Raw genomic sequence first — 26,338 nt, 5'->3', positions numbered from 1 at the left:
GCGTCACTCGCCCTTGTCGTCGTCCGGCCCGCTGCCGACGAGGTCGTCGCCGATCAGGCCCTGTTCGCGGTAGCGCAGAAGGCGGTTGTAGATCGTCTTGGTCGTGATGCCGAGCGCACGCGCCGCCCGGCGCTTGTTGTTGCTGCTCGCGGCGAGCGTCTTCAGCAGCATCTCGCGCTCGACGTCGTCGAAGCTCATGCCGACCGCGAAGCGGATCGAGCCGTCGCTCTCGGTGATCGCGCGTGGCGCCGTGTCTTCGGCGATGGTCACGATGGGCTGGTCCGCGAGGATGTACGCGCGCTGCACGGCGTGGCGCAGCTCGCGCACATTGCCGGGCCAGTTGCGGTCGCCGAGCCGGCGCAGGCTGTCGGCATCGAACACGCGGTCGGTGCCGTAGCGCCGGTTGAGGCGGTCGAGGAAGTGGCGGGCGAGCAGTGGGATGTCCTCGCGGCGCGCGCGCAGCGGCGGGATCGTCAGCGGGAACTCGCCGAGGCGGTAGTACAGGTCGGCGCGCAGGTGGCCATTGGCGACCGCGAGGTGGGGATCGCGGTTGGACGCCGCGACGATGCGCACGTCGACCGGGATCTCGCGCGCGCCGCCGACGCGCGTGAGCGTGCGCGTCTCGATCACGCGCAATAGGTAGACCTGCAGCGCGAGCGGCATCTCGGTCACCTCGTCCAGGAACAGCGTGCCGCCCTGCGCCTGCTCGAAGAAACCGCCGTGCGCCTGCGCCGCGCCGGTGAATGCGCCGCGTTCGTGGCCGAACAGCTGGCTGCTGAGCAGGTCCGGCGCGATCGCACCGCAGTTGACCGCGATGAAACGGCCGCTGCGCCCGCTGAGCTCGTGCAGCGCTTGCGCGACGAGTTCCTTGCCGGTGCCGCTTTCGCCGTGCACGAAGACGGCGACGTCGAGCGGCGCGACGCGCCGGATCTGCTCGAACAGCGCGCGCATCGGAGGACTCTGCCCCACCATGCCGCCGACCGGTGCGGCCGCGCGCGGCAGGCGCGCCACCGCGCGCTCGCGCGCGTCGCGCATGAGCTTGGCGAGCGCGTCCACCGGCACCGGCTTGACCAGGTATTCGACCACCGGTTTGCGCACCGCCCGCACCGCGCTCTCGATCGACGGAAAACCGGTGGCGATCGCGATGCGGCCGTGTTCGGCGAGGTCGATCTCGTCGACGAGATCGAGCCCGTTGCCGTCGGGCAGGGACAAGTCGACGAGCAGCAGGTCGAAGCGCAACTCCTCGACGCAGCGGCGCGCTTGTGCGAGCGTCGCTGCCTGGGTCAGCTCGCATCCCTCGAGCCGGGCGACGTCGGCGACGATATCGCGGAAAGCGTCGTTGTCGTCGACGACGAGGACGCGCGCGGCGGTCGGTTGATCCATCGATGATCCTCGGAAGACGGTGTGTCGCGTCGTGTGGCGGCCCCTCGCGACACTTGGGGAACATACCGCATTCGGCCGCGGCGAGGCTCGCCCGGGCCGGCGTGATTCATGTTTCGTTCGCAAAAAAAGACTGCCCGGAGGCAGTCTTCAAGGGCCGAGGTTCGGATGCGGGGCGCGCGCGGGGAAGGGCGGTCCGGGCATCGGGGGAGGGAAGGAACCTCGGGTGCTGCAAAGGCGGTGGGTTCAGATGGCGGCGGCAATGCGTTCGTCGAACGCGCAGGCGGGCATCGAGCGCGATACGATCCCCGCGTCACGCTCGAGCACGCACCAGCTCTCGACGCTGCAGACCGGATAGCTCCACCAGCGTGTCGCGAACTCGCCGCGGCGGTAGCGGCCGCGCAGCGGCACGTTGCGCGCACCGATGATGAATTGGACGGCTTCATCCTCGCCCGGCAAACCTTGCGCGGTCGTGGTCCAGATCCCCATTGTCCCTCTCCGTTGGACGGATGAAGCCGTCCCCTTCGAGTGCGTAGCACGCGTCGTGCCAGTCGCGTACTCGGGCGGCACATTGCGCAAAAAACGCAATCCCCAGCGCTGGGTGATCGGGTGCTCGAGCACGGAAGTGGGAAATTTCTTCACACAGCGGGAACCTTTTTTCGCGCTGTGCACGTCGCCACGAATGGGTAAGCTACAAGCGTTTGATCCAGGCGCATTCGGGGGTTCGCATGGCGACTCGACGCAAGACGGCAGCCGCGGTTGCGGCCATGCCGCGGACGGCCGACGACGTGGATGCGAGCCCGCCGCAGGCGAGTGCCGGGCCCGGCGACATGCTGCGTGAACTGCTGCGCGTGATGCAGGCCGTACGCGACGGGAACTTCGGCGTGACCATGCCCGGCGACTGGGCGGGCATCGAGGGCAAACTCGCCGACACGCTCAACGAGATCGTCATGAACAACCGGCGCATGGCCGACGAGCTCGAGCGCGTCGGCGCCGCGGTCGGCAAGCGCGGCCGCACCAGCGAGCGCGTCGTCGGCGCGAGCCGGCTCGGCGCATGGCAGGCGATGGAGCGGTCGGTCAACACGCTCATCGACGACCTGTTGTGGCCGACCGAACGCATGACGCTCGCGATCTCCGGCGTAGCGCGCGGCGATCTCACGCGCCTGATCGACCTGCAGGTCGACGGCCGCGCGCTCGAAGGCGAATTCCTGCGCTCGGCGACGATCGTCAACACGATGATCGAGCAGCTCAGCGTGTTCAGCGCCGAAGTGACGCGCGTCGCGCTCGAAGTCGGCACCGCGGGCCGCCTCGGCGGGCAGGCGCAGGTGAAGGGCGTCTACGGCGTGTGGAAGGACCTGACCGACTCGGTCAACCAGATGGCGTCGAACCTGACCGCGCAGGTGCGCAACATCGCCGAAGTGACGATCGCGGTCGCGAGCGGCGACCTGTCGCGCAAGATCACGGTCGACGTGCGCGGCGAGATCCTGCAGCTCAAGGAAGCGATCAACACGATGGTCGACCAGCTGCGCGGCTTCGCGTCCGAGGTCACGCGCGTCGCGCGCGAGGTCGGCACCGACGGCAAGCTCGGCGGCCAGGCGATCGTGCCCGGCGTCGCGGGCACTTGGAAGGACCTGACCGACTCGGTCAACGCGATGGCGACGAACCTGACCTCGCAGGTGCGCAACATCGCCGAGGTGACGACCGCGGTCGCGCGCGGCGACCTGTCGCGCAAGATCACCGTCGACGTCAAGGGCGAGATCCTCGAGCTGAAGGACACGATCAACACGATGGTCGACCAGCTCAATGGCTTCGCCGCCGAAGTGACGCGCGTCGCGCGCGAGGTCGGCACCGAAGGCAAGCTCGGCGGCCAGGCCGCGGTGCCCGGCGTCGCCGGCACCTGGAAGGACCTCACCGACAACGTCAATTCGATGGCGTCCAACCTCACCGGCCAGGTGCGCAACATCGCCGAGGTCGCGACCGCGATCGCCAACGGCGACCTGTCGCGCAAGATCACCGTGGACGTGCGCGGCGAGATGCTCGACCTCAAGGAAACGCTGAACACGATGATCGAGCAGCTGCGGTCGTTCGCGTCGGAAGTGACGCGCGTAGCGCGCGAGGTCGGCACCGAGGGCAAGCTCGGCGGCCAGGCGCAGGTACCCGGCGTCGCCGGCACTTGGAAGGACCTCACCGACAACGTCAACTCGATGGCGTCGAACCTCACCGCGCAGGTGCGCAATATCGCCGAGGTGACCACCGCGGTCGCGCGTGGCGACCTGTCGCGCAAGATCACCGTCGACGTGAAGGGCGAGATCCTCGAGCTGAAAGACACGATCAACACGATGGTCGACCAGCTCAACGGCTTCGCCGCGGAAGTGACGCGCGTCGCGCGCGAGGTCGGCACCGAGGGCAAGCTCGGCGGCCAGGCGCAGGTACCCGGCGTCGCCGGCACTTGGAAGGACCTCACCGACAACGTCAACTCGATGGCGTCCAACATCACCGACCAGGTGCGCAACATCGCCGAGGTGACGACCGCGGTCGCGCTCGGCGATCTCTCGCGCAAGATCGTCGTCGACGTGAAGGGCGAGATCCTCGAGCTGAAAGACACGATCAACACGATGGTCGACCAGCTCAACGGCTTCGCCGCGGAAGTCACGCGCGTCGCGCGCGAAGTCGGCACCGAAGGCAACCTCGGTGGCCAGGCACAGGTGGAGGGCGTGTCCGGCGTCTGGAAGGACCTCACCGACAACGTCAATTCGATGGCGTCGAACCTGACCACGCAGGTGCGCAACATCGCCGAGGTGACCACCGCGGTCGCGCGCGGCGACCTGTCGCGCAAGATCGCGGTGGACGTGCGCGGCGAGATCCTCGAGCTCAAGAACACGATCAACACGATGGTCGACCAGCTCAACGGCTTCGCCGCGGAAGTCACGCGCGTCGCGCGCGAGGTCGGCACCGAAGGCAAGCTCGGCGGACAGGCCACCGTGCCCGGCGTCGCCGGCACCTGGAAGGACCTCACCGACAACGTCAATTCGATGGCGTCGAACCTGACCACGCAGGTGCGCAACATCGCCGAAGTCGCCACCGCGGTCGCGCGCGGCGACCTCTCGCGCAAGATCGCGGTGAATGCGCAGGGCGAGATCCTCGAGCTCAAGAACACGATCAACACGATGGTCGACCAGCTCAACGGTTTCGCCGCGGAAGTCACGCGCGTCGCGCGCGAAGTCGGCACCGAAGGCAAGCTCGGTGGCCAGGCGACCGTTCCCGGCGTGGCCGGCACCTGGAAGGACCTCACCGACAACGTCAACGTGATGGCGGCGAACCTGACCAACCAGGTGCGCGGCATCGTCAAGGTGGTCACCGCGGTCGCCAACGGCGACCTCGGCCAGAAGCTCACGGTGGAGGCGAAGGGCGAAGTCGCGGCGCTCGCCGACACGATCAACAGCATGACCGACACGCTGGCGATCTTCGCCGAGCAGGTGACCACGGTCGCGCGGGAGGTCGGCGTCGAGGGCCGCGTCGGCGGCCAGGCGAAGGTGCCGGGAACCGCGGGAACGTGGAAGGACCTGACGGCGAACGTGAACCTGCTCGCCGAGAACCTGACCAACCAGGTGCGCGCGATCGCCGAGGTCGCGACCGCGGTGACGCAGGGCAACCTCACGCGCTCGATCCAGGTGGAAGCGCGCGGCGAGGTGGCCGACCTCAAGGACAACATCAACGCGATGATCGGCAACCTGCGCGCGACCACCGAGCGCAACACGGAGCAGGACTGGCTCAAGACCAACCTCGCGCGCTTCAGCGGCATGATGCAGGGCCAACGCGACCTGCTCGAGGTCGTGCGCACGCTGCTGTCCGAACTCGTGCCGCTCGTCGACGCGCATCAGGGCGTGATGTACGTGATGGAGAGCGAGCGCGGAACCTCGTTCCTGCAGCAGATCTACGGCTACGCCGACGACCCGCCGGGTGGCAAGCCGCGCCGCTACCGCCTCGGCCAGGGCCTCGTCGGCGAATGCGCGCAGCTGCGCCGCAGCCTCCTGCTCACCGAGATCGCCGACGAGCGCATCCGCATCGCGAGCGGGCTGGTCGAGGCGTCGCCGCGCAGCGTGATCGTCATTCCCGTGCTGTTCGAGAACGAGGTCAAGGCGGTGATCGAGCTCGCCAGCCTCGGCGAGTTCAAGCCGTCGCACCTCGCGTTCCTCGAGCAGCTCACCGGCAGCATCGGCATCGTCCTCAACACGATCGAGGCGACGATGCGCACCGAAGGCCTGCTGTCGCAGTCGCAGCAGCTCGCCGGCGAGCTGCAGGCGCAGCAGAAGGAACTGCAGCAGACCAACGACGAGCTCGCGCTCAAGGCGAAGCTGCTCGCGCAGCAGAACGCCGAAGTCGAGCGCAAGAACCGCGAAATCGAGCAGGCGCGCAGGGCGCTGGAGGAAAAGGCGGCGGAACTCGCGCTTGCGTCGCGCTACAAGTCCGAGTTCCTCGCCAACATGTCGCACGAGCTGCGCACCCCGCTCAACAGCATCCTCATCCTCGGGCAACAGCTTTCCGACAACGTCGAGGGCAATCTCACCAGCAAGCAGGTCGAGTTCGCGCACACGATCCACGCCGCGGGCACGGACCTGCTCAACCTCATCAGCGACATCCTCAACCTGTCGAAGATCGAGTCCGGCACGGTCACGGTCGATACCGAGGAACTCTCGTTCGCGCAGCTTCGCGACATGATCGAGCGCAACTTCGCCCATGAGGCGGAGCGCCGCAAGTTGCGCTTCGTGACCCGCTTCGACAGCGCGCTCGGCGCATCGATGGTGACCGACCCCAAGCGCCTGCTGCAGGTGCTGAAGAATCTGCTGTCGAATGCGTTCAAGTTCACCGACCACGGCACCGTCTCCTGCGACGTGAGCGTTGCGCATTCGGGCTGGACGGCGGACCATGCGGTGCTCGGCACCGTGCCCGTGGTGGTGGCGTTCGCGGTGCGCGATTCGGGCATCGGCCTCCCCGCGGAGAAGCAGCGCATCATCTTCGAGGCGTTCCAGCAGGCGGATGCGGGCACGTCGCGCAAGTACGGCGGCACCGGCCTCGGCCTTGCGATCAGCCGCGAGCTCGCCAACCTCCTGGGCGGCGAGATCCAGCTGAGCAGCGCGGTCGGCGAAGGCAGCACGTTCACGCTGTATCTGCCGCTGCGTTACGTCGGCCCGGCCGTCGCGGTCGACGGATTCGCCGCCGAGCGGTCGACGCCGCCCGTGCCGCTGCCGGCACCGCGCGCCGAGGAAGTCGAGGACGACCGCGCGGCGATCGTTGCCGGCGAGCCGGTGCTGCTGATCGTCGAGGACGACCCGCATTACGCGAAGGTGCTGCTCGACCTCGCGCGCGAGAACGGTTTCAGGGGCATCGTCGCGATGCGCGGCATCGAGGCGATCGCCCTCGCGCGCAAATACCTGCCGACCGCGATCTCGCTCGACATCTTCCTGCCCGACGTGCTCGGCTGGACCGTGCTCAGCCGGCTCAAGCAGGATTCGGCGACGCGCCACATCCCGGTGCAGGTCGTCACGATCGAAGACGAGCGCCAGCAGGGACTCGAGCGCGGCGCGTTCTCGTTCATCAACAAGCCGGTCACGACCGAAGGGCTGACCGCCGCGCTCACGCGCATCAAGGACTTCGTCGCGCCGCGGCCCAAGCGCCTTCTCGTGGTCGAGGACGACGATGCCGAGCGCATGAGCATCGTCGAACTGATCCGCCACGACGACGTCGAGATTGCCAGCGTGTCGAACGGCTCGGCCGCGCTCGACGCGATCCGGGCAGAGCGCTTCGATTGCGTCGTGCTCGACCTGCGCCTGCCGGACATGTCCGGTTCGGAGCTCCTCGAGCGCGTCCAGGCGGATCCGGTGCTGCGCGACGTGCCGGTGGTCGTGTTCACCGGCAAGGACCTCAGCGACGCGGAGAGTGCCGCGCTCAAGCGGGTCGCCAAGAGCGTCGTCATCAAGGGCGTGCAGTCGCCCGAACGCCTGCTCGACGAGACCGCGCTGTTCCTGCACCGTGTCATCGCCGACCTGCCGCCGCACCAGCAGCGCATGCTGCAGAGCCTGCACGAGACCGACGAGGTGCTCGCCGGCAAGCGCATGCTCGTCGTCGACGACGACGTGCGCAACATCTTCGCACTGTCGAGCGTGCTCGAGCGCCACGGCATGGTCGTTTCGACCGCGTCGACCGGGCAGGAGGCGATCGACCTGCTGCAGGCGACTCCGGATGTCGCGCTCGTGCTGATGGACATCATGATGCCGGAGATGGACGGCTACGAGACGACGCGGGCGATCCGCAACGACGCGCGCTTCCGCTCGCTGCCGATCATCGCGCTCACCGCCAAGGCGATGCGTGGCGATCGCGAGAAATGCCTCGAGGCGGGTGCGTCCGATTACCTGGCCAAGCCGGTCAACACCGACCAGCTCCTGTCGGTACTGCGGCAATGGTTGCATCGCTGAGCCCGCCGTCCGAAGCGCCGCCCGATCGGGCGCGCATCCTGCTCGTCGACGACCAGCCGGCGCGGCTGCTCACGTACGAGGCGATCCTCGCGCCCCTCGGCGAGGAACTGGTCGCGGTGCAGTCCGGCGAGGAGGCGCTGCGCCGGCTCATGGAGGCGGAGTTCGCGGTAATCCTGCTCGACGTGAGCATGCCCGGCCTCGACGGCTTCGAGACGGCCGGGCTCATCCATGCGCACCCGCGTTTCGAGAACACGCCGATCATCTTCGTCACCGGCGTGCACGTCGGCGAACTGGACCGGCTGCAGGGCTATCGCATGGGCGCGATCGACTACGTGCAGATTCCGCTGGTGCCGGACATCCTGCGCGGCAAGGTCGCGGTGCTGGTGGAGCTGTACCGGCGGCGGCGCGAGCTGCGCGCGCTCAACCAGAGCCTCGCCGGCGAGAACGCGAACCTCGTGCAGGCGAATCTCGCCTTGCAGACCGAACGCGCGCGCGAGTTCCAGGCCTTGTCGGAAACGCTCGCGGCGGCCAATGCCAAGCTCTCGGAAGCCAATGCCGCCCTCGAAAGCGAAGTGGCCGAGCGCCGCCATGCCGAGCAGGTGTCGCTGCAGCTCGCCGCGAGCCTGCGCAAGCTCGACCGGCGCAAGGACGAGTTCCTCGCCACGCTCGCGCACGAACTGCGCAATCCGCTCGCCCCGATCCGCAGCGCGGTGGCCGTGCTCGGCGGCCCGTCGCTCGACGAACCGACGGTGCGGCACACGCTCGAAGTCATCGATCGTCAGGTGCGCCAGCTCGTGCGCCTCGTCGACGACCTGCTCGACGTGTCGCGCATCACCTACGACCGCATCGAACTCAAGCGCGAGCGCGTCGAGATCGGCGCCGTACTCGCCGCGGCGCGCGACATGATCCTGCCGTCGATCGAGCAGCGTCGGCAGGCCTTCACGCTCGAATCGCCGGCCGAGCCCGTGCACGTGCACGGCGACCCGCAGCGCCTCGCACAGGTGGTCGGCAACCTGTTGAACAATGCGAGCAAGTACACGCCGCCCGGCGGCACGATCACGCTCGCCGCGCGCGGCGACGGTGCGTGCGTGCGCGTGGAGGTGACCGACGACGGGATCGGCATCGCGGCCGCCGACCTGTGCAACGTGTTCGACCTGTTCGTGCAGGTCGGCGATGCACGCGAGCACGCGCAGGGAGGCCTCGGCATCGGGCTCACGCTGGTCAAGCGCCTAGTCGAGATGCACGGTGGCGTCGTCACGGCGCACAGCGAAGGGCGCGGTCGCGGCGCGCGCTTCACGATCGAACTGCCGTGCGTCGCCGCGGATGCGGGCGAGGCGTCGGCGCCCCAGGATGCGCGTGCACCCGGTGCGGCGCGCAAGGTCGTGATCGTCGACGACAACCACGACGCGGCCGACATGCTCGCGCTGACGCTGCAGATGCTCGGCCACGAAGCGCGCGCCGTGTACGATCCGTTGCTCGCGGTGGACGTGATCGCCGCGTTCCGCCCGCAGATCGCATTCGTCGATCTCGGCATGCCGCGGCTGGGCGGTGTCGAACTGGCGGGCATGATCCGCGAGCGGTTCGGCGCCTCGATCCGGCTCGTCGCATTGACCGGCTGGGGCCAGCCTGCCGACCGCGAGCGCACGCGCCGGGCCGGCTTCGACTTCCACTTCGTCAAGCCGATCGATCTGGCCCAGGTACAGAAGCTCTGCGGCGACGAGTGAGGTTCAGCCGCCGGCGAGCAGGCGCCGATATTGCGCCATGTGGCGGATCGCTTCGCGCGGCTGGTCGAGCTCCTCGCACAGCAACGCGAGGTTGTAGTGCGCGTCGGCCATCCCGGGATCGAGCGCGAGGGCGGCTTCGTAGGCCTTGCGCGCCTGCGGCTTGCGATCGAGGTCGTCGAGCAGGACGCCGAGGTTGTAGTGGAGCAGGGCGTCGTGCACGCCGCTCTGCAGCGCGTCGAGGTATGTGCGCACGGCTTCTTCGTAGCGCCCGAGTTCGTGCAGGAGGCGGCCCTTGTTGATGCGCGCGTCGACGCGGCCGGGATCGGCGGCGATCGCCGCGTCGTAGGCGGCGAGCGCGGCGGCGCTGTCACGCCGTTCGAGTGTGTCGTCGCCAGCGCTGTCGTCGCGCGCCGCGCGCGCCGGTGCCGGATCGATCACGCGCAGGGACCCCTCTTCGGGGCCGCTCTCGAACGCGAGCAGGTACTGCCCCGATTCGGCCGCCCAGCGCGCGCCGCCTTCGCGCACGACGACTTCGTCGGCGATCGCGCCGATGCTGAGCCCGGAAAGCGGCATTTCCTCCGGCAGGCGGCTGCGCAAGTCCTTCAGCGCGCGCACGATGCGCCGCTGCGGGATGTTCGCCGCGGCGAGTGCCTGCGCGGTGCGCAGCACGATGAGGTCCTGGAACGAGAACTGCCATGCATTGCGCGCCCCGCGCGCGGGTGCGACGAATCCCGCGGCGATGAGCGCGCGGATCGTGCTGCGAGGCAGGCGAAGGAGTTTCTCGACGTCGCTGACGCCGTACGCGTGCATCGTGTCCTACTTCGCCTTGCGCACGGCCTTGCGTTTCGGGCTGGCTTCCGGGGCCGCTTCGGCGCGTTTGGCCGGCTTGCGCGCGGGCTTGGCGGCCGCCTTCGTCGCCGCGCCCTTCGCGGGAGCCGCGCCGCCCTTGCGCTCGAGGCTCGCGCGCAGCGCCTCCATGAGGTCGATGATCTGCGCGCCGCCCTGTTCGGGTTCCTCGGCGAGCGTGATCTGGTGGCCTTCGACCTTCTGCTGCACGGCCGCTTCGATGCGCGCGCCCACTTCGTCCTTGTATTCGCGCGGGTCCCAGGTGCTCGAACTCTGCTGGTCGATGAGCTGCTGCGCGAGCTTGAGCTCGGCATCGCGTACGTCGGTCGTCGCGATGTCGATCTCGCTGATCGAGCGTACCTCGTTCGCGTACAGGAGCTGCTGCATGACGAGGCCATCCTCGACCGGGCGGATCATCACGATGTACTGCTTGCCGCGCGTCGCCCAGCGCCCGATCGCGCAGCGCTTGGACGTGCGCAGCGCCTTGGCGAACAGCGCGTACGGCTTGGCACCGCCCTTGTCCGGCGCGAGGTAGTACGCCTTGTCGAAGTAGACCGGGTCGACCGCAGAAATCGGCACGAATTCGGCGATGTCGGCGGCGTGGCTGCCGGCTTCCTCGAGCGCCTTGAGTTCCTCCGAGGTGAATTCGACGTACTGGTCCTTGGCGAACTCGTAGCCCTTGACCGTGTCCTCGCGCGCGACCGGCACGCCCTCGAGTGCGCAGATCATCTGCTGCTTGAGGCGCGAACCACAGCCCTTGTGCAGCAGGTTGAAGGAGATCTTCTGGCTCGCCTCGGTGGCTGAATACAGCTTCACCGGAATCGAGACCAGACCGAACGAGATGCTCAGCGACGCGATGGATCGTGCAGCCATGGTGGTCTCCGGTTCCTGCGCCTGCCGCCTCGCCATCGGGACGGCCGTGTCGATGGTGCGCATGCGCGCATGTACGGAAGCTGGCGCCGGGTGCGAGCGGGGTGGCGCGCCTGCTCAGCGCTTCGAGCCGAGCACGCGGTCCAGGTCCTGCTTGCGATCGAGTATGTCCGCCCAGCGATCTCCCTTTTGAATCAATGTCTTTACCACATTTGTTACGGTAAAGTCGAGGGGGTGGGCCTTTTCGAGCTCGGCCCAACTGAGCGGCATCGACACGGGCGCTCCGGCGACGCCGCGCGGCGAATAGGCCGAGTTGAGCGTCTTGCCGCGCACGTTCATGTTGTGGTCCATGAAAATCTTGCCGGTGCGTTTCTGCACGCTCCATTCCATCGTGATGTCCTTCGGACGACGCCTGAGCAGATGCCGGCTTACCAGTTCGCTGACGCGGCGCGCATCGTCGAAATCGAGCGTGCGTTCGATCGGCACGAACACGTGCAGGCCGGTCTTGCCGGAGGTTTTCACGATCGGGTCGAGCTTCATTTCGCCGAGCAGCTCGCGCAGCGCGAAGGCGACTTCCTTGCCCTTTTCGAACGCGACGGTGTTGAGTTCGGGTTCTGCGCCCTTGGCTTCCTTGCCCGAATAGATGTACGGGTCGATGTCGAAAACGACGTAGTCGGGGTAGTTCAGCACCGAAGCCTCGAGGGCTTCGAGCGAACTCGAAAAGTCCGTCGACTTCGAAACCGAATCCGGACCGACCTTCGCGCGCGAATGCCAGACGTGGAACTCGAGCGTGCCCGACTGGGCAAGCCAGAGCAGGGTCGGGAGATCGTTGCAGACGAGGTAGTCGTGCTGCTCGTCACGGTGCTCGGAGAACACGGTGATCGTGCGCGTGAACGCGGGGCGCGCCTGTTCCCAGTGCTTCTGGAAGAATCGCTGGCCACCGATGCCGTCCGGCATGCGGATCATCGTCAGCGGCCGGTCGGCGAGGTGCGGCAGGATCAGCGGCGACACCTGCGCGAAGTAGCGCAGCAGGTCGCGCTTGGTCAGCGCGGGCTGTTTCAGCGCGGCGTCGGCCGGCCAGTAGACGCGATCGAGATGGGTGAGGCGGATGCGCTCGGTGCCGACGACGAGTTCTAGGGTGTTCTTCGGCTGCTCGAGCTGGGCGAGGACTTCGCCGATGCGCGCATCCACGGGCGCCGCGCCGCCGATTGTTTTCCGCACCGGCGAGCGCGGCTCGGCCGCTTCGGCGTGGCGGCGCTTGCGCGCGGACGCGGCCGGTTTCGCGTCGCCCGCAGCTTCGCCCGGTGGTGCCAGCGGCTCGCTGCGTCGCACGGTTTTCGGATCGATGTCGTCGCGCAGGCGCAGGAACACCGGCGCGCGCAGCGAGCCGTCGCCGGTCCAGCTCTGGTATTCGACCTCGGCGACGAGTTCCGGTTTCACCCAGGTGGCCGGACCGTTGACCACGGGCCGGTTCGCGAACGGGCACGTGCGCGTGCGCAGCGCCTGCAGGCGCGCTTCCAGTTCGTCGAGCGAACGGGCGTCGAACCCAGAGCCGACGTGCGAGGCGAAGCGCAGCTCTCCATCCTCGTGATAGCCAATCAGCAGCGAGCCGAGCGTCTCACGCGAGCCCTTGCCGCGCGTGTAGCCGCCGATCACGAACTCCGCGCTGCGTACCGGCTTCACCTTGAGCCAGGCCGGCAGGCGCTTGCCGGCTTCGTAGCGGCTGTCCTTGCGCTTGCCGATCACGCCTTCGAACCCGCTCGCGAGCGCGGCGCTTTCGAGTGCGGGGCCGTCCTCGTCCGCGTGGACGCGCTGCACGAGCGGTGAGGGCAGCAGGCACTGCATGAGGTAACGGCGGCGGTCGGCGTACGGCATGCGGCGCAGGTCGATGCCGGCGAAATGCAGCAGGTCGAACGCGAAGAACAGCGTCGGCGTCGCCTTGTCCGCCACGGCGATCTCGCGTGCGTTCTTGAGCTGGAAGCGATTCTGCAATGCGTTGAACGAAGGCCTCCCATCCGCGTCGAACGCGACGATCTCTCCGTCGAGGACGACGCCGTGCGGGCCCTGCTGTTGCAACTCCGCGGCGAGACGCGGGAAGGTCGGCGCGAGTTCGAGCCCGCGCCGCGAGCGCATGCGCACGCCGCGTTCGTCGACGTAGACGAGTGCGCGATAGCCGTCGAGCTTGGGTTCCCACAACCAGCCCGGGTCGCGGAACGCCTTCGTGCCCGTCTCGGCCTGCATCGGCGCGAACGGCGCCGGCATCGGGGCGTGCGCGCCTGCAGGCACGAGGCGTGCCGCAGGCTGGCGCTGCACGGGCACGACCTTGAGGTCCTTCACCTCGACGCCCGAAAGCACCGAGTGCGGCTGGGCGTCGACGTCGTGCGGGCCGGCGTAGCGATCCTTGTGCTTGATCAGCAACCAGGTCTTCGCATCCTTCGTGCGCACGAGCGCGAACGAGCCCTTGAGCTTTTCGCCACGCAACTGGATGCTCAGCTTGCCGGCAGCGAGTTCCTCGCGCACGCGGCGCTGCGCCTGCGCGCGGTCGTCGAACGCGGTGCCGCCCTCGTCCGGGCTGTACACGCCGCAATCCCACACGATCACTTCGCCCGCGCCGTACTGGCCGGGCGGAATCACGCCCTCGAACGAGGCGTAGTCGTACGGATGGTCTTCGACGAACACCGCGAGCCGCTTGTCGTTCGGGTCGAGCGAGGGGCCGCGCGGCACCGCCCACGACAGCAGCACGCCATCGCACTCGAGGCGGAAGTCGTAGTGCAGGTGGCGCGCCGAGTGCTGCTGCACGACGAACAGCAGCGGGCCAGCGGCGTCCCCGCGCACCTCGGGCCTCGGCTCGGGGGTGGCTTCGAAGCGGCGCTTCGCGGAATATTCGCCGAGTTTCGCCATGTGTGTTTCGCGTCGGACGAGGACCGGGCCATGACAGCACGACTGTGGGCGGGAGCGAGCGGCTACTCGTTCAAGGAGTGGAAGGGAAGCTTCTACCCCGGGACGATGAAGCCCGACGGCATGCTCGCCTGGTATGCCGCGCGCCTGCCCACGGTGGAGATCAACAATACCTTCTACCAGATGCCGAAAGCATCGGTGCTGGAGGCCTGGTCCGCGACGACGCCGGACGGCTTCCGCTTCGCGATCAAGGCGCCGCGGCGCATCACGCACGACGCGCGGCTCAAGGCGGATGCTGCCGCCGATCCGGTCGCCTACCTCTATCGCACGCTCGAATCGCTCGGCGCCAAACGCGGACCGGTGCTGTTCCAGTTGCCGCCGTTCATCCGCAAGGACCTCGCGCGGCTCGGCGAATTCCTCGCCGTGCTGCCGGCCGATCATCGCGCCGCATTCGAATTCCGCCACGACAGCTGGTTCGACGACGACGTCTACGCAGCGTTGCAAGGCGCGGGCGCCGCCCTGTGCCTGTCCGAACGCGAAGACGATGCACCGCCGCCGCTGGTCGAGACCGCGCCCTGGGGTTACGTACGGCTGCGCCTGGAAGACTATTCCGACGACGCGCTCGCGCAATGGGCGCGACGCCTGCGCGCCACTTCATGGACGGACGCCTACGCGTACTTCATGCATGAACCGACGGCGCCCGCATACGCGACGGCGCTGCTGCGCGGAGTGGAGGCAGCGCATGGCTAGTGCGCGCGGGAGCGGCCGGAACATCGACGAGGCGATCGCGGTATCGATCGCATCGGGCGGCGAAGCCGTGTCCGCGCTCGCGATCACGCCTCTGAACGCGCGCGCCGCGTACGTGTTCGCGCATGGCGCCGGTGCGGGCATGGCGCACCCGTTCATGACGGCGGTCGCTGAGGGTCTCGCCGGGCGCGGCATCGCGAGCCTGCGTTACCAGTTCCCGTACATGGAGCGTGGCTCGAAGCGGCCCGATGCGCCGAAGATCGCGCACGCGGCCGTGCGCGCGGCCGTCGCGGAGGCGGCGCGACGCTGGCCGGGCCTGCCCCTGTTCGCGGGCGGCAAGTCGTTCGGCGGCCGCATGACCTCGCAGGCGCAGGCGCTCGAACCGCTCGGCGGCGTGCGTGGGGTCGTCTTCCTCGGGTTTCCGTTGCATCCGGCCGGCAAGCCCTCGGACGAGCGGGCCGCGCACCTGTCGGACGTGCACGTGCCGATGCTATTCCTGCAGGGAATGCGCGACGATCTCGCGACGCCCGGGCTGCTGCGGTCGCTGGTCGGGCGTCTCGGCGCCACGGTCACGCTGCACGAGATCGAGCACGCGGACCATTCGTTCCACGTGCCCGCGCGCAGCGGCCCCACCGATTCCGACGTATTGCACGAGGTGCTCGCTGCGTTCGTCGCGTGGATCGACGCGCGATAGCGGTGGAAGAACGAAGGCCCCGCGTGTGCGGGGCCTTCGTCGCCACTGCCGGAGGGAACTCAGGCGACGTTCGGTTCGCTGAACGCCTCGATTTCGCCCTTGAACGCCTCGACCGGGATGCACGCACACATCACGTTCTTGTCGCCGTAGACGTTGTCGACGCGCGCGACCGGCGGCCAGTACTTCTGCTGCTTGAGCACCGGCAGCGGGAACGCGGCGAGTTCGCGCGGGTAGGCGTGCGTCCATTCCGAGGCCGATACCTGGGTCGCGGTGTGCGGCGCGTGCTTGAGCGGGTTGTCTTCGCGGTCGAGGCGACCGTCCTCGATCGCACGGATCTCCTCGCGGATCTGGATCATCGCGTCGATGAAGCGGTCGAGTTCGTGCAGCGACTCGCTCTCGGTCGGCTCCACCATCAGGGTGCCAGCGACCGGGAAGCTCAGGGTCGGTGCATGGAAACCGAAATCGATGAGGCGCTTGGCGACGTCCTCCGCGCTGATGCCGGTCGCGTCCTTGATCGGGCGCAGGTCGAGGATGCACTCGTGCGCGACGAGCCCATTGCGTCCCGTGTAGAGGGTCTCGTAGTGCGGTGCGAGGCGCGTCGCGATGTAGTTCGCGTTGAGCAGCGCGACCTGGGTCGCCTTGCGCAGGCCCTGCGCGCCCATCATCGCGAAGTACATCCAGCTGATCGGCAGGCTCGAGGCGGAGCCGAAGCTCGCGGCGCTGACCATCGGGCCGTTACCGGTTCCCCCGGTGCGCATCGCGCCATCGCCGAACGCCTTCGGCAGGAACGGCGCGAGATGCGACTTCACCGCGCACGGGCCGACACCGGGGCCGCCGCCGCCGTGCGGGATGCAGAAGGTCTTGTGCAGATTGAGGTGCGAGACGTCCGAACCCCACTTGCCCGGCTTGGCGACCCCGACGAGCGCGTTCATGTTGGCGCCATCGGTGTAGACCTGCCCGCCGTGCTCGTGGACGATGCGGCAGATCTCGACGACGTCCTCCTCGAACACGCCGTGCGTGGACGGGTAGGTCATCATGATCGCGGCGAGGCGGTCGCTGTATTTCTCGGCCGCGCGGCGGATGTCGGCGACATCGACGTTGCCGTTCGCATCGCACTTCGTCACGACCACCTGCATGCCGCACATCTGCGCCGACGCGGGGTTGGTGCCGTGCGCGGATTCGGGAATCAGGCAGATGTCGCGCCTGTCGTCGCCACGCGAGCGATGGTACGCGCGGATCGCGAGCAGGCCCGCGTACTCGCCCTGCGCGCCGGAATTCGGCTGCAGGCTCACCGCGTCGTAACCGGTGCACTCGACCAGCATCGCCTCGAGGCCGTCGATGAGGTCCTTGTAGCCCTGTGCCTGCGCCGCCGGAGCGAGCGGGTGGATGGCCGAGAACTCCGGCCAGGTCACCGGGATCATCTCGGCGGTCGCGTTGAGCTTCATCGTGCACGAGCCCAGCGGGATCATCGTGCGATCCATCGCGAGGTCCTTGTCGGCGAGCGCGCGCATGTAGCGCAGCAGTTCGTGCTCGCTGTGGTGCGTGTTGAACACCGGATGCGTGAGGAAGGGGGAGCGGCGCTGCAACGTCGCAGGCAGCGCATCCGCGGTCGCCGCGTCGAGCGCGTCGATGTCGTCGATGCGCGCACCGAACAGCGCGGCGAGCTGCACGATGTCCTCCCGCGTGGTCGTTTCATCGAGGCTGAGCGCGAGGCTGCCGGCATCGAGCGGGCGCAGGTTGATGCGCGCCGCCTCGGCCTTCGCGTGCACCGCGGCGGCATCGATGCCGCTCACGTGCAGCGTGTCGAAGTGGTCGCCGCCGACCGTCGCGCCGGCCTTGCGCAGCGCCGCGGCGAGGATCGCCGCGAAACGGTGCACGCGGCGCGCGATGCGCACGAGGCCTTCGGGGCCGTGGTAGACCGCGTACATGCTCGCCATCACCGCGAGCAGCACCTGCGCGGTGCAGATGTTCGAGGTCGCCTTTTCGCGGCGGATGTGCTGCTCGCGCGTCTGCAGGGTGAGGCGATAGGCGGCCTTGCCCTCGGCGTCGACCGACACGCCGATGAGGCGGCCGGGCATCGAGCGCTTGTAGGCGTCGCGGCAGGCCATGAACGCCGCGTGCGGGCCGCCGTAACCGAATGGCACGCCGAAGCGCTGCGAATTGCCGACGACGATGTCGGCGCCCCATTCGCCGGGCGCGGCGATGACGGTCAGCGCGAGCAGGTCGGTCGCGACCGCGACGAGGCCGCCGCGCGCGTGCACGGCGTCGGCGATCGCCTGGTAGTCGCCGACGTGGCCGAACGTATCGGGATACTGCAGAAGCACGCCGAACGCATCGGTGCCGGCCGCGTCCTCGTCCTTGCCGATGACGACCTCGATGCCGAGCGGCTCGGCGCGCGTGCGCACCACCTCGATCGATTGCGGATGCACGCCGGCCGAGACGAAGAAGCGGTTCGACTTCGACTTGCACGAGCGCTTGGCGAGCGTCATCGCCTCGGCGCATGCGGTCGCCTCGTCGAGCAGGGACGCGTTCGCGATCTCCATGCCGGTGAGGTCCGCGCACATCGTCTGGAAATTGATCAAGGCTTCCATGCGGCCTTGCGAGATCTCGGCCTGGTAAGGCGTGTACGCCGTGTACCACGCGGGATTCTCGAGGATGTTGCGCAGGATGACGTTCGGCGTGTGCGTGCCGTAGTAGCCTTGGCCGATCCACGACTTGAACACGCGGTTCCTGTCCGCGATCGCGCGGATCTTCGAGATCGCCTCGACCTCGGTCAGCGGCGCGGGCAGCGCGAGCGGGCCGGGCGACTTGATCGAGGCGGGCACGATCGCGTCGGTCATCGCATCGAGCGAGGCGTGGCCGATCGTCTGCAGCATGTGCGCGATCTCGGCGTCGTTCGGGCCGATGTGGCGCTCGATGAACGCGGCGTGGTGCTCCAGCTCGCGCAGGGAAGGCTTGGATGTCTGGGTCATGGCAAAAGGGGTCCGCTGTGGCGCGTGCGAGGCCGCACGCCGGGCGCCCCTCTGTCCTTTTGCCTGAGAGTTTGGAAACCGGCCTTCGCGGGCGGCGGCTTCGTGCCCCTTCGGCGCCGGCTCCTTCCGACGGGGAAGGCCGGTCTCTCCAGAGTGTCCGTGCGCGGTGGTACAGGGCCTGAGCGATTACGGGCGTTGCGCCTTCGGCAGCGGCGCCAGGCGCCGCTTCTCCCACCGCGAACCGTGGACGCGCGAAGTATAGCGGTTCCCCGCCGACAAAGGCGTGCCGACGCGGGCCGGGGCGTGGTGGTCAGGTCGTCCGCGGGTCTCCGCGCGGGTGGGCGATGACGCCGGAGCACTGGAGGCAGGGGTGTGCCGGCGCCGCGCGATCGCAGTGCGCAGTGGATGCGCGCGCCGGAACGCGGCAAGCGCATGAGCCATTGGCCGTTCGGCGCGACGCGTCGATCGGATCGCTCGACGACGAGCAGGCGCTTGGGGAAAGCGCCTGCGGGTAGCGGGTCCGCAGGGGTTTAGGTGCACAGTGGGACCAACCCCGTCGTCCCGTCCCGGCACTCCCGCCAAAGTTGTACCCAAACGTGTACCCGAAGCGCCCTGGCTTGGCTGGCACCGACTGGCACCCGTTGGCATGACCAACAACAAAAAACCCGCCAGATCGGCGGGTTTCAGAAGGATTAAGGGACTTTGTGGCACGTCCTGCAATCATGTGTTGGTGCCCAGGAGAGGACTCGAACCTCCACGGTTTTACCCGCTAGTACCTGAAACTAGTGCGTCTACCAATTCCGCCACCTGGGCCCGCCGGGCAGGCGGACCTGACCGGGGGCGCGAACGATACTGGCCGGCCCGCGGGCTGTCAACGCGGGAAGGCGGCGCCGCCGGCGCACCGCAAAGCCGCCGACGACAGCGCGGGGGCTGACCGCTCCGTTGCGCGCACAGGATCCACGGGCAGGCCGGTCGCGGCTTGCAATCGCGCATCCGCTCGGCGACGCTGCCATCGAACCAAAGGGAATCACATTGAAAAGAAGAAGAACGACGGATTCACGCACGCCTGACGCGCGCAACCCGCGCGGCCCCGGCAAGCGCGCCGGACAGGGCAAGACGAAACCCGCGCGCGGCCCGGCCAAGGCCGCCGCCAGCGCCGGGCGCGGCGAAGCGCGCGGCCCCGGCAAGCGGCCGCTGCCGAAATTCATGCCCGAACGCCTGCCGCCGCTGCCGCCGCGCAAGGGCGCCCAGCCCGCGGTGCACGACCCGCACGCCGAGCGCGAAGCGAGCCGCTACGAGCGGCCGATTCCGAGCCGCGAGGCGATCCTCGCCCTGCTCGAGCAGCGCGGCGAACTCATGACGATCGAGGCGATCGCGCGCGCGCTGCAGTTGTCCGCGGCGCAGGACCTCGATGCGCTCACGCGCCGCCTCGCCGCGATGCTGCGCGACGGTCAGTTGATCCAGAACCGGCGCGGCGGCTACGGCGTCGCGACCAAGCTCGACCTCATCCGCGGCAACGTGATCGCCAACGCGGAAGGTTTCGGCTTCCTGCGACCCGACGAAGGCGGCGAAGACCTGTACCTGTCGCCGGCCGAGATGCGCAAGGTGCTGCACGGCGATCGCGTGCTCGCGAGCGTGGTCGGCGTCGACCGGCGCGGACGCAGCCAGGGCGCGATCGTCGAAGTACTCGAGCGTCGCTCGCCGCGCCTGGTCGGGCGCGTGATCGAGGAGAACGGCCTCGTGCTCGTCACGCCCGACGACCGGCGCCTGCACCAGGACGTGCTGATCACGCCGGGCAAGGACCGCGGCGCGCGTTCGGGCCAGATCGTCGTCGTCGAGATCACCGACCAGCCGACCGTGCAGCGCGGCCCGATGGGACGCATCCTGACCGTCCTCGGCGAGCGCCTGACGCCCTCGCTCGTGGTCGAGATGGCGATCGCGAGCCACGACCTGCCGCACGAATGGCCGGCCGCGGTGCTGCGCGACGCCGCGCAGGTCGAACCGGAGGTGTCGTCGGCCGAGCGCAAGGGGCGCGTCGACCTGCGCGACACGCCACTGGTCACGATCGACGGCGAGGATGCCAAGGATTTCGACGACGCGGTGTACGCCGAACCGAACGAACGCGGCTTTCGCCTGGTCGTCGCGATCGCCGACGTTTCGCATTACGTGCGGCCGGGCACGCCGCTCGACGACGAGGCGTACAACCGCGCGACCTCGGTGTATTTCCCGGGCTTCGTCGTGCCGATGCTGCCGGAGACGCTGTCGAACGGCATCTGTTCGCTCAACCCGAAGGTCGAGCGCCTGTGCATGGTCTGCGAGATGCAGGTCGACCACGAGGGCGAAGTCGAGCGCTCGAAGTTCTATCCTGCCGTGATGCGTTCGCATGCGCGCCTCACCTATGACAAGGTCTGGCGCGCGATCGGCCTCAAGGACGGCGATGCGCGCGCCGAACTCGCCGACGTGATGCCCCAGCTCAGGCACCTGCACCAGCTCTACAAGCTGTTCGCGAAGGCGCGCCAGCGGCGCGGCGCGATCGACTTCGAGAGCAACGAAGTCGCATTCCGCCTCGGCGCGGGCGGCGAGGTCGTGCAGCTCGGTGCGTACGAGCGCAACGACGCGCACAAGCTCATCGAGGAGTGCATGATCGCCGCCAACGTCGAAGCGGCGAAGTACCTGCAGAAGCGCCGCATCCCGACCCCGTACCGCGTGCATGCGCCGCCGCCGGCGTCCAAGTACGACGACCTGCTCGAGTTCCTGCGCGAGTTCAAGCTGACCCTGCCGCCGATCGAACAGGTAACCCCGGGCGATTTCTCGGCGTTGCTGAAGAAGGTGCGCAAGAGGCCCGACGCGAGCCTGATCGAATCGGTGCTGCTGCGCTCGCAGAGCCTCGCCGTCTATCAGCCCGACGACCCGGGCCATTTCGGCCTCGGCCTCGACTCGTACACGCACTTCACCTCACCGATCCGCCGTTACCCGGACCTGCTCGTGCACCGCGCGATTCGGTATGCGCTTTCAGGCGGCAAGCCGGCCGCCTACGAGTACAGCCCGAGCACGATGGCGAGCCTGTGCGTGCATTGCTCGCAGAACGAGCGGCGCGCCGACGAGGCCGAACGCGACGTCGACGAACGCTACAAGTGCGCCTGGATGGAGAAGCACGTCGGCAGCGAGTTCGCCGGCATCGTCTCCGGCGTCGCCTCGTTCGGCCTGTTCGTCGAACTGACCGAGTCGAAGATCAACGGCCTCGTGCACATCACGCAGCTGCCGAACGACTACTACCACTTCGATGCGACGCGACGCCTGCTCACCGGCGAACGGCGCGGCCTGCGCTTCCGCCTCGGCGACGAGGTGCGCGTGCAGGTGCTGCGTGCGAGCCTCGAGGACCGGAAGATCGATTTCCGGCTCGTGCGCTAGCGCGCTCGAGGGTTGAGGGCCCAGCTGGGGGCCGGAAAGCATCGCCGCCGCTCCCACAAAGCCCATTCGTGTGGGTCGGGGGCAGGGCGGCTCAAGGCCTCGGGGTGGACGGACGAGATGGGCGCCGCTTCTGTGGGGCGGAAGCCGCGATCTCTTCTGCCCTCAGCCCTCGCGCCGTACCCACAAACCCCGCCACCAGCGTTACGCTTCGCAACCCCATCCCACCCCCCAACCCTCGATGAGCCACGAACTCCTGATCGGCATCCACGCGGTCGAGGCCGCGTTGAACCACGACGTCGACCATCTCGTCGAGCTGTACATCGAGAGCGGCAGCCACAACGCGCGCGTGAAGGAGCTCGGCGAGCGTGCGCGCGAGCTGGGAGTCAAGCCGCACGCGCGCGATCGCGCCGCGCTCGATCGCATGCCCGGTGGCGCGCGCCACCAGGGCGTCGTCGCGCGCTACGACGCACCGGCGCCGCTCGCCGATTCGGCCTTGCCGGGCCTGGCCGAGAAGGCCGGGCGCGATGCGCTGTTCCTCGTCCTCGACGGCGTCACCGACCCGCACAACTTCGGCGCGTGCCTGCGCAGCGCCGAGGCGGCCGGCGCGACCGCGGTGCTCGTGCCGAAGGATCGCGCGGTCGGCGTGACGCCGACCGTGCGCCGCGCGTCGGCCGGCGCGGCCCACCGCGTGCCGATCGTCGCCGCGACCAACCTCGCGCGCGCGCTCAAGGCACTCAAGGACGCCGGCGTCTGGCTGGTCGGCCTCGCCGGCGACACCGAACAGTCGGTGTACGCGGTCGACCTCGACGGGCCGATCGCGCTCGTGCTCGGCAGCGAAGGGGAGGGGATGCGCCGCCTCACACGCGAAAACTGCGACTTCGTCGCGAAGATACCGATGCGGGGCGACATCGAGAGCCTCAACGTATCGGTCGCGACCGGCATCGTGTTGTTCGAGGCGCTGCGCCAGCGTTCCGCCCGGGGCTAGCAGGCTGTTGAAAAACAGCCTGCCGACGCGATCCAGGGATGGATCGCTCGCGAGTCGACGACGCGCGTCGTTGAATCGCGGAAGCGAGTCCGGACATGCGCCGGACTCGCTGAGTTGAAAAAGCGCTGGATAGCGCCTTTTTCAACATCCTGCTACCCCGGCTTTCCCGGGCGAGGCAACGCTCGGAGCAGATCCCCGAAGGTCGTATGGCGGCCGGTGCCGCGCAGGCATACACTCGGGCGGTCCTGCAACCCGTGTGGGAGCCTGCGATGACGGATCTGACCCGGCGTCAGTTTCTGAAGGTCACCGGCGCGACGCTGGTGGGTTCCAGTCTCGGCCTGCTCGGCTTCTCGCCAGGGCCCGCATTGGCCGAAGTGCGCGAGTTCAAGCTCGCCCGCGCGACCGAGACGCGCAATACGTGTCCCTACTGTTCGGTCGCCTGCGGCGTCCTCATGTACGGGCTCGGCGACCGCGCGAAGAACGCGCAGGCGTCGATATTCCACATCGAGGGCGACCCCGATCACCCGGTCAACCGCGGCACGCTGTGTCCGAAGGGCGCCGCGCTGATCGACTTCATCCACAGCGAGAGCCGCCTCAAATACCCCGAGTACCGCGCTCCGGGTTCCGACACATGGCAGCGCATCAGCTGGGACGATGCGCTCGACCGCATCGCCAAACTCATGAAACAGGATCGCGACGCGAACTTCGTCGCGAAGAACGCGCAAGGGCAGACCGTGAACCGCTGGCTCACCACCGGCATGCTCGCCGCGTCGGCGAGCAGCAACGAAGTCGGTTACCTCACGCACAAGGTCGCGCGCTCGCTCGGACTCCTCGCATTCGACAACCAGGCGCGTGTCTGACACGGCCCGACGGTGGCAGGTCTTGCCCCGACGTTCGGCCGAGGTGCGATGACGAATCACTGGGTCGACATCAAGAATGCCGACCTCGTCCTCATCATGGGTGGCAACGCCGCCGAGGCGCACCCGTGCGGATTCAAGTGGGTCACCGAAGCGAAGGCACACAACAAGGCGAAGCTCATCGTCGTCGACCCGCGCTTCACGCGCTCGGCGTCGGTGGCGGACGTCTATGCGCCGATCCGGCCGGGCACGGACATCGTGTTCCTCGGCGGGCTCATCGCCTACCTGCTCGCCAACGACAAGATCCAGCGCGAGTACGTCGTCAACTACACCGACCTCTCCTTCATCGTGAAGGATGCGTTCGCGTTCGAACAGGGCCTGTACTCGGGCTACGACGCGGAGAAGCGCAAGTACGACAAGTCGAGCTGGGATTACGAACTGGGTGACGACGGCTACGTACGCACCGATCCGACCCTCTCCGACCCGCGCTGCGTCTATTCGCTGCTCAAGCAGCATTACGCGCGCTACACGCCGGAGATGGTCGAGCGGGTGTGCGGCACGCCGAAGGACAAGGTGCTGCGGATCTGGGAGATGATCGCCTCGACCGCGACGCCGACGCGCGCGATGACCATCATGTACGCGCTCGGCTGGACGCAGCACTCGATCGGTTCGCAGATGATCCGCACCGGTGCGATGGTGCAGCTGCTGCTCGGCAACATCGGCGTCGCCGGCGGCGGCATGAACGCGCTGCGCGGCCATTCCAACATCCAGGGCCTGACCGACCTCGGCCTGATGTCGAACCTCCTGACCGGCTACATGACCTTGCCGAACGAGGCCGAGCAGGACTACGACGCGTACCTCGCCGCGCGAGCGCAGAAACCGCTGCGGCCGAACCAGCTCAGCTACTGGCAGAACTACGGCAAGTTCTTCGTGAGCTTCATGAAGGCATGGTGGGGCGACGCGGCGACCGCGGAGAACCACTGGGGCTACGACTACCTGCCCAAGCTCGACAAGCCGTACGACATGCTGCAGACGTTCGAGCTCATGAGCCAGGGCAAGGTCAACGGCTACATCTGCCAGGGCTTCAATCCGCTCGCCGCCGCGCCGAACAAGGCGAAGATGGATGCGAGCCTGGCGCAGCTGAAATTCCTCGTCGTCATGGATCCGCTCGCGACGGAGACGTCCGAGTTCTGGCGCAATGCCGGCATGCACAACGACGTCGATCCGTCGAAGATCCAGACCGAGGTGTTCCGCCTGCCGACCACGTGCTTCGCCGAAGAAGACGGCTCGCTGACCAACTCCTCGCGCTGGCTTCAGTGGCACTGGAAGGGCGCCAATCCGCCTGGCGAGGCGCGCAGCGACCTCGAGATCATGGCCGGCCTGTTCACGCGCCTGCGCAAGGCATATCGCGAAGAAGGCGGTGCCTTCCCCGACCCGATCGTCAATCTCGCCTGGAAGTACGCGCGTGCCGACAGCCCGGCACCGGAGGAACTCGCGCGCGAGTATTCGGGCAGCGCACTCAAGGATCTCGCCGATCCGAAGGACCCGACGAAGATCGTGCGCAAGGCCGGCGAACAGCTCGCCGGCTTCGGCGAGCTGCGCGACGACGGCAGCACGTCGAGCGGCTGCTGGATCTTCTGTGGCGCGTGGGGGCCGACCGGCAACCTCATGGCCCGCCGCGACAGTTCCGACCCGACCGGCATCGGCCAGACCATCAATTGGGCGTGGTCGTGGCCGGCGAACCGGCGCGTCCTCTACAACCGTGCGTCGTGCGATCCGGCGGGCAAACCCTTCAACCCGGAGCGCACGCTCGTCGCGTGGAAGGGTGCGGCGTGGGGAGGGGCGGACGTCCCCGACTTCAAGGCGGACGAGGACCCGGCCGGCGGTATGGGCCCGTTCATCATGAACCCCGAGGGCGTCGCGCGCTTCTTCGCGCGCGGCGCGATGGCCGAGGGGCCGTTCCCCGAGCACTACGAGCCCTTCGAGACACCGCTCGGCAGGAACCTGCTCAACCCCGACCAGCCACGGGCAATCAGCAACCCGGCCGCGCGCGTGTTCAAGGACGACCGCGAGGCGTTCGGCAAGGCCGAGCAGTTCCCGCACGTCGCGACCACCTATCGCCTCACCGAGCATTTCCACTACTGGACCAAGCACGTGCGCCTCAACGCGATCCTCCAGCCGGAGCAGTTCGTCGAGATCGGCGAGGCGCTCGCCAACGAACTCGGCATCGGCAATGGCACGCGCGTGAAGGTGAGCTCGAACCGCGGACACATCGTCGCGGTCGCGATGGTGACCAAGCGCATCAAGGCGCTCACCGTCGACGGCCGCACCGTGCACACGGTGGGCATCCCGATCCACTGGGGCTTCACGGGCGTCGCCAAGGCGGGCTTCCTCGCCAACACGCTGACCCCGGTGGTCGGCGACGGCAATTCGCAGACGCCCGAGTTCAAGTCGTTCCTGGTTAAGGTCGAGAAGGCTTGA

At 68.3% G+C, this 26,338-nt stretch carries 13 protein-coding genes, 1 tRNA gene and 2 riboswitches; of the genes, 7 read left to right on the top strand and 7 right to left on the bottom strand.

The window, feature by feature from the left end:
- Positions 1-3: 3 nt before the first annotated feature.
- Together ACTHK2_RS08805 and ACTHK2_RS08800 are read right to left on the bottom strand one after the other, a co-directional pair.
- Positions 4-1,383, bottom strand: a complete 1,380-nt coding sequence (locus ACTHK2_RS08805) for a sigma-54-dependent transcriptional regulator (RefSeq protein ID WP_440245332.1) — start codon at positions 1,381-1,383, stop codon at positions 4-6.
- A 243-nt stretch (positions 1,384-1,626) separates the two neighbouring features.
- Positions 1,627-1,869 (bottom strand): hypothetical protein, encoded by a 243-nt coding sequence (locus tag ACTHK2_RS08800; RefSeq protein WP_440245331.1) that lies wholly within the window; start codon positions 1,867-1,869, stop codon positions 1,627-1,629.
- Positions 1,870-2,147: 278 nt separating this feature from the next.
- On the opposite strand from ACTHK2_RS08800, the gene ACTHK2_RS08795 reads away from it, so the two are divergent.
- Both ACTHK2_RS08795 and ACTHK2_RS08790 read left to right on the top strand, forming a co-directional pair.
- Positions 2,148-7,853 carry a HAMP domain-containing protein gene (locus tag ACTHK2_RS08795; RefSeq protein ID WP_440245330.1) on the top strand — a complete coding sequence of 1,902 codons (5,706 nt, stop codon included), beginning with the start codon at positions 2,148-2,150 and terminating at the stop codon, positions 7,851-7,853.
- Complete coding sequence (locus tag ACTHK2_RS08790) at positions 7,838-9,577, top strand: ATP-binding response regulator (RefSeq protein ID WP_440245329.1); 1,740 nt, start codon at positions 7,838-7,840, stop codon at positions 9,575-9,577. The genes ACTHK2_RS08795 and ACTHK2_RS08790 overlap by 16 nt, the downstream gene beginning before the upstream one ends.
- A 3-nt stretch (positions 9,578-9,580) precedes the next feature.
- Here the strand turns inward: ACTHK2_RS08790 and ACTHK2_RS08785 are convergent, their stop codons facing one another.
- The 3 genes from ACTHK2_RS08785 to ligD all read right to left on the bottom strand — a co-directional run bounded on the left by ACTHK2_RS08785 (position 9,581) and on the right by ligD (position 14,194).
- The gene (locus ACTHK2_RS08785; RefSeq protein ID WP_440245328.1) at positions 9,581-10,387 is read right to left on the bottom strand and encodes a tetratricopeptide repeat protein; all 807 of its coding nucleotides are present in this window, start codon (positions 10,385-10,387) and stop codon (positions 9,581-9,583) included.
- Between the two features lie 6 nt (positions 10,388-10,393).
- A complete protein-coding gene (ku, locus tag ACTHK2_RS08780; protein WP_440245327.1) occupies positions 10,394-11,296 on the bottom strand; it encodes a non-homologous end joining protein Ku in 903 nt (300 codons plus the stop codon).
- Between the two features lie 114 nt (positions 11,297-11,410).
- A complete protein-coding gene (ligD, locus tag ACTHK2_RS08775) occupies positions 11,411-14,194 on the bottom strand; it encodes a non-homologous end-joining DNA ligase (RefSeq protein WP_440245326.1) in 2,784 nt (927 codons plus the stop codon).
- Between the two features lie 30 nt (positions 14,195-14,224).
- On the opposite strand from ligD, the gene ACTHK2_RS08770 reads away from it, so the two are divergent.
- Together ACTHK2_RS08770 and ACTHK2_RS08765 are read left to right on the top strand one after the other, a co-directional pair.
- The gene (locus tag ACTHK2_RS08770) at positions 14,225-14,941 is read left to right on the top strand and encodes a DUF72 domain-containing protein (RefSeq protein WP_440245325.1); all 717 of its coding nucleotides are present in this window, start codon (positions 14,225-14,227) and stop codon (positions 14,939-14,941) included.
- On the top strand, positions 14,934-15,632 hold the full coding sequence (locus tag ACTHK2_RS08765; protein WP_440245324.1) for an alpha/beta hydrolase family protein: 699 nt from the start codon (positions 14,934-14,936) through the stop codon (positions 15,630-15,632). Before ACTHK2_RS08770 ends, ACTHK2_RS08765 begins: the two co-directional genes overlap by 8 nt.
- Before the next feature lie 59 nt (positions 15,633-15,691).
- Here the strand turns inward: ACTHK2_RS08765 and gcvP are convergent, their stop codons facing one another.
- Positions 15,692-18,604, bottom strand: a complete 2,913-nt coding sequence (gene gcvP, locus ACTHK2_RS08760) for an aminomethyl-transferring glycine dehydrogenase (protein ID WP_440245323.1) — start codon at positions 18,602-18,604, stop codon at positions 15,692-15,694.
- Between the two features lie 47 nt (positions 18,605-18,651).
- Positions 18,652-18,760, bottom strand: a riboswitch (glycine riboswitch).
- A 1-nt stretch (position 18,761) separates the two neighbouring features.
- Positions 18,762-18,848: riboswitch (glycine riboswitch) on the bottom strand.
- A gap of 484 nt (positions 18,849-19,332) precedes the next feature.
- Positions 19,333-19,417 (bottom strand) — tRNA-Leu (locus ACTHK2_RS08755).
- Between the two features lie 219 nt (positions 19,418-19,636).
- Between ACTHK2_RS08755 and rnr the strand changes: the two genes are divergently transcribed.
- The 3 genes from rnr (at position 19,637) to fdnG (ending at position 26,338) form a co-directional block, all read left to right on the top strand.
- Positions 19,637-22,015 (top strand): ribonuclease R, encoded by a 2,379-nt coding sequence (gene rnr / locus ACTHK2_RS08750; RefSeq protein ID WP_440245322.1) that lies wholly within the window; start codon positions 19,637-19,639, stop codon positions 22,013-22,015.
- A 238-nt stretch (positions 22,016-22,253) separates the two neighbouring features.
- A complete protein-coding gene (rlmB, locus tag ACTHK2_RS08745; protein WP_440245321.1) occupies positions 22,254-23,000 on the top strand; it encodes a 23S rRNA (guanosine(2251)-2'-O)-methyltransferase RlmB in 747 nt (248 codons plus the stop codon).
- 269 nt (positions 23,001-23,269) lie between these two features.
- Positions 23,270-26,338 carry a formate dehydrogenase-N subunit alpha gene (gene fdnG, locus ACTHK2_RS08740; RefSeq protein WP_440245320.1) on the top strand — a complete coding sequence of 1,023 codons (3,069 nt, stop codon included), beginning with the start codon at positions 23,270-23,272 and terminating at the stop codon, positions 26,336-26,338.

This window comes from Dokdonella sp. (assembly GCF_051958935.1).
GTDB lineage: Bacteria > Pseudomonadota > Gammaproteobacteria > Xanthomonadales > Rhodanobacteraceae > Dokdonella_A.
Note: the sequence above shows the minus strand (reverse complement) of the source record. Positions and strands in the feature narration are given on the sequence as shown.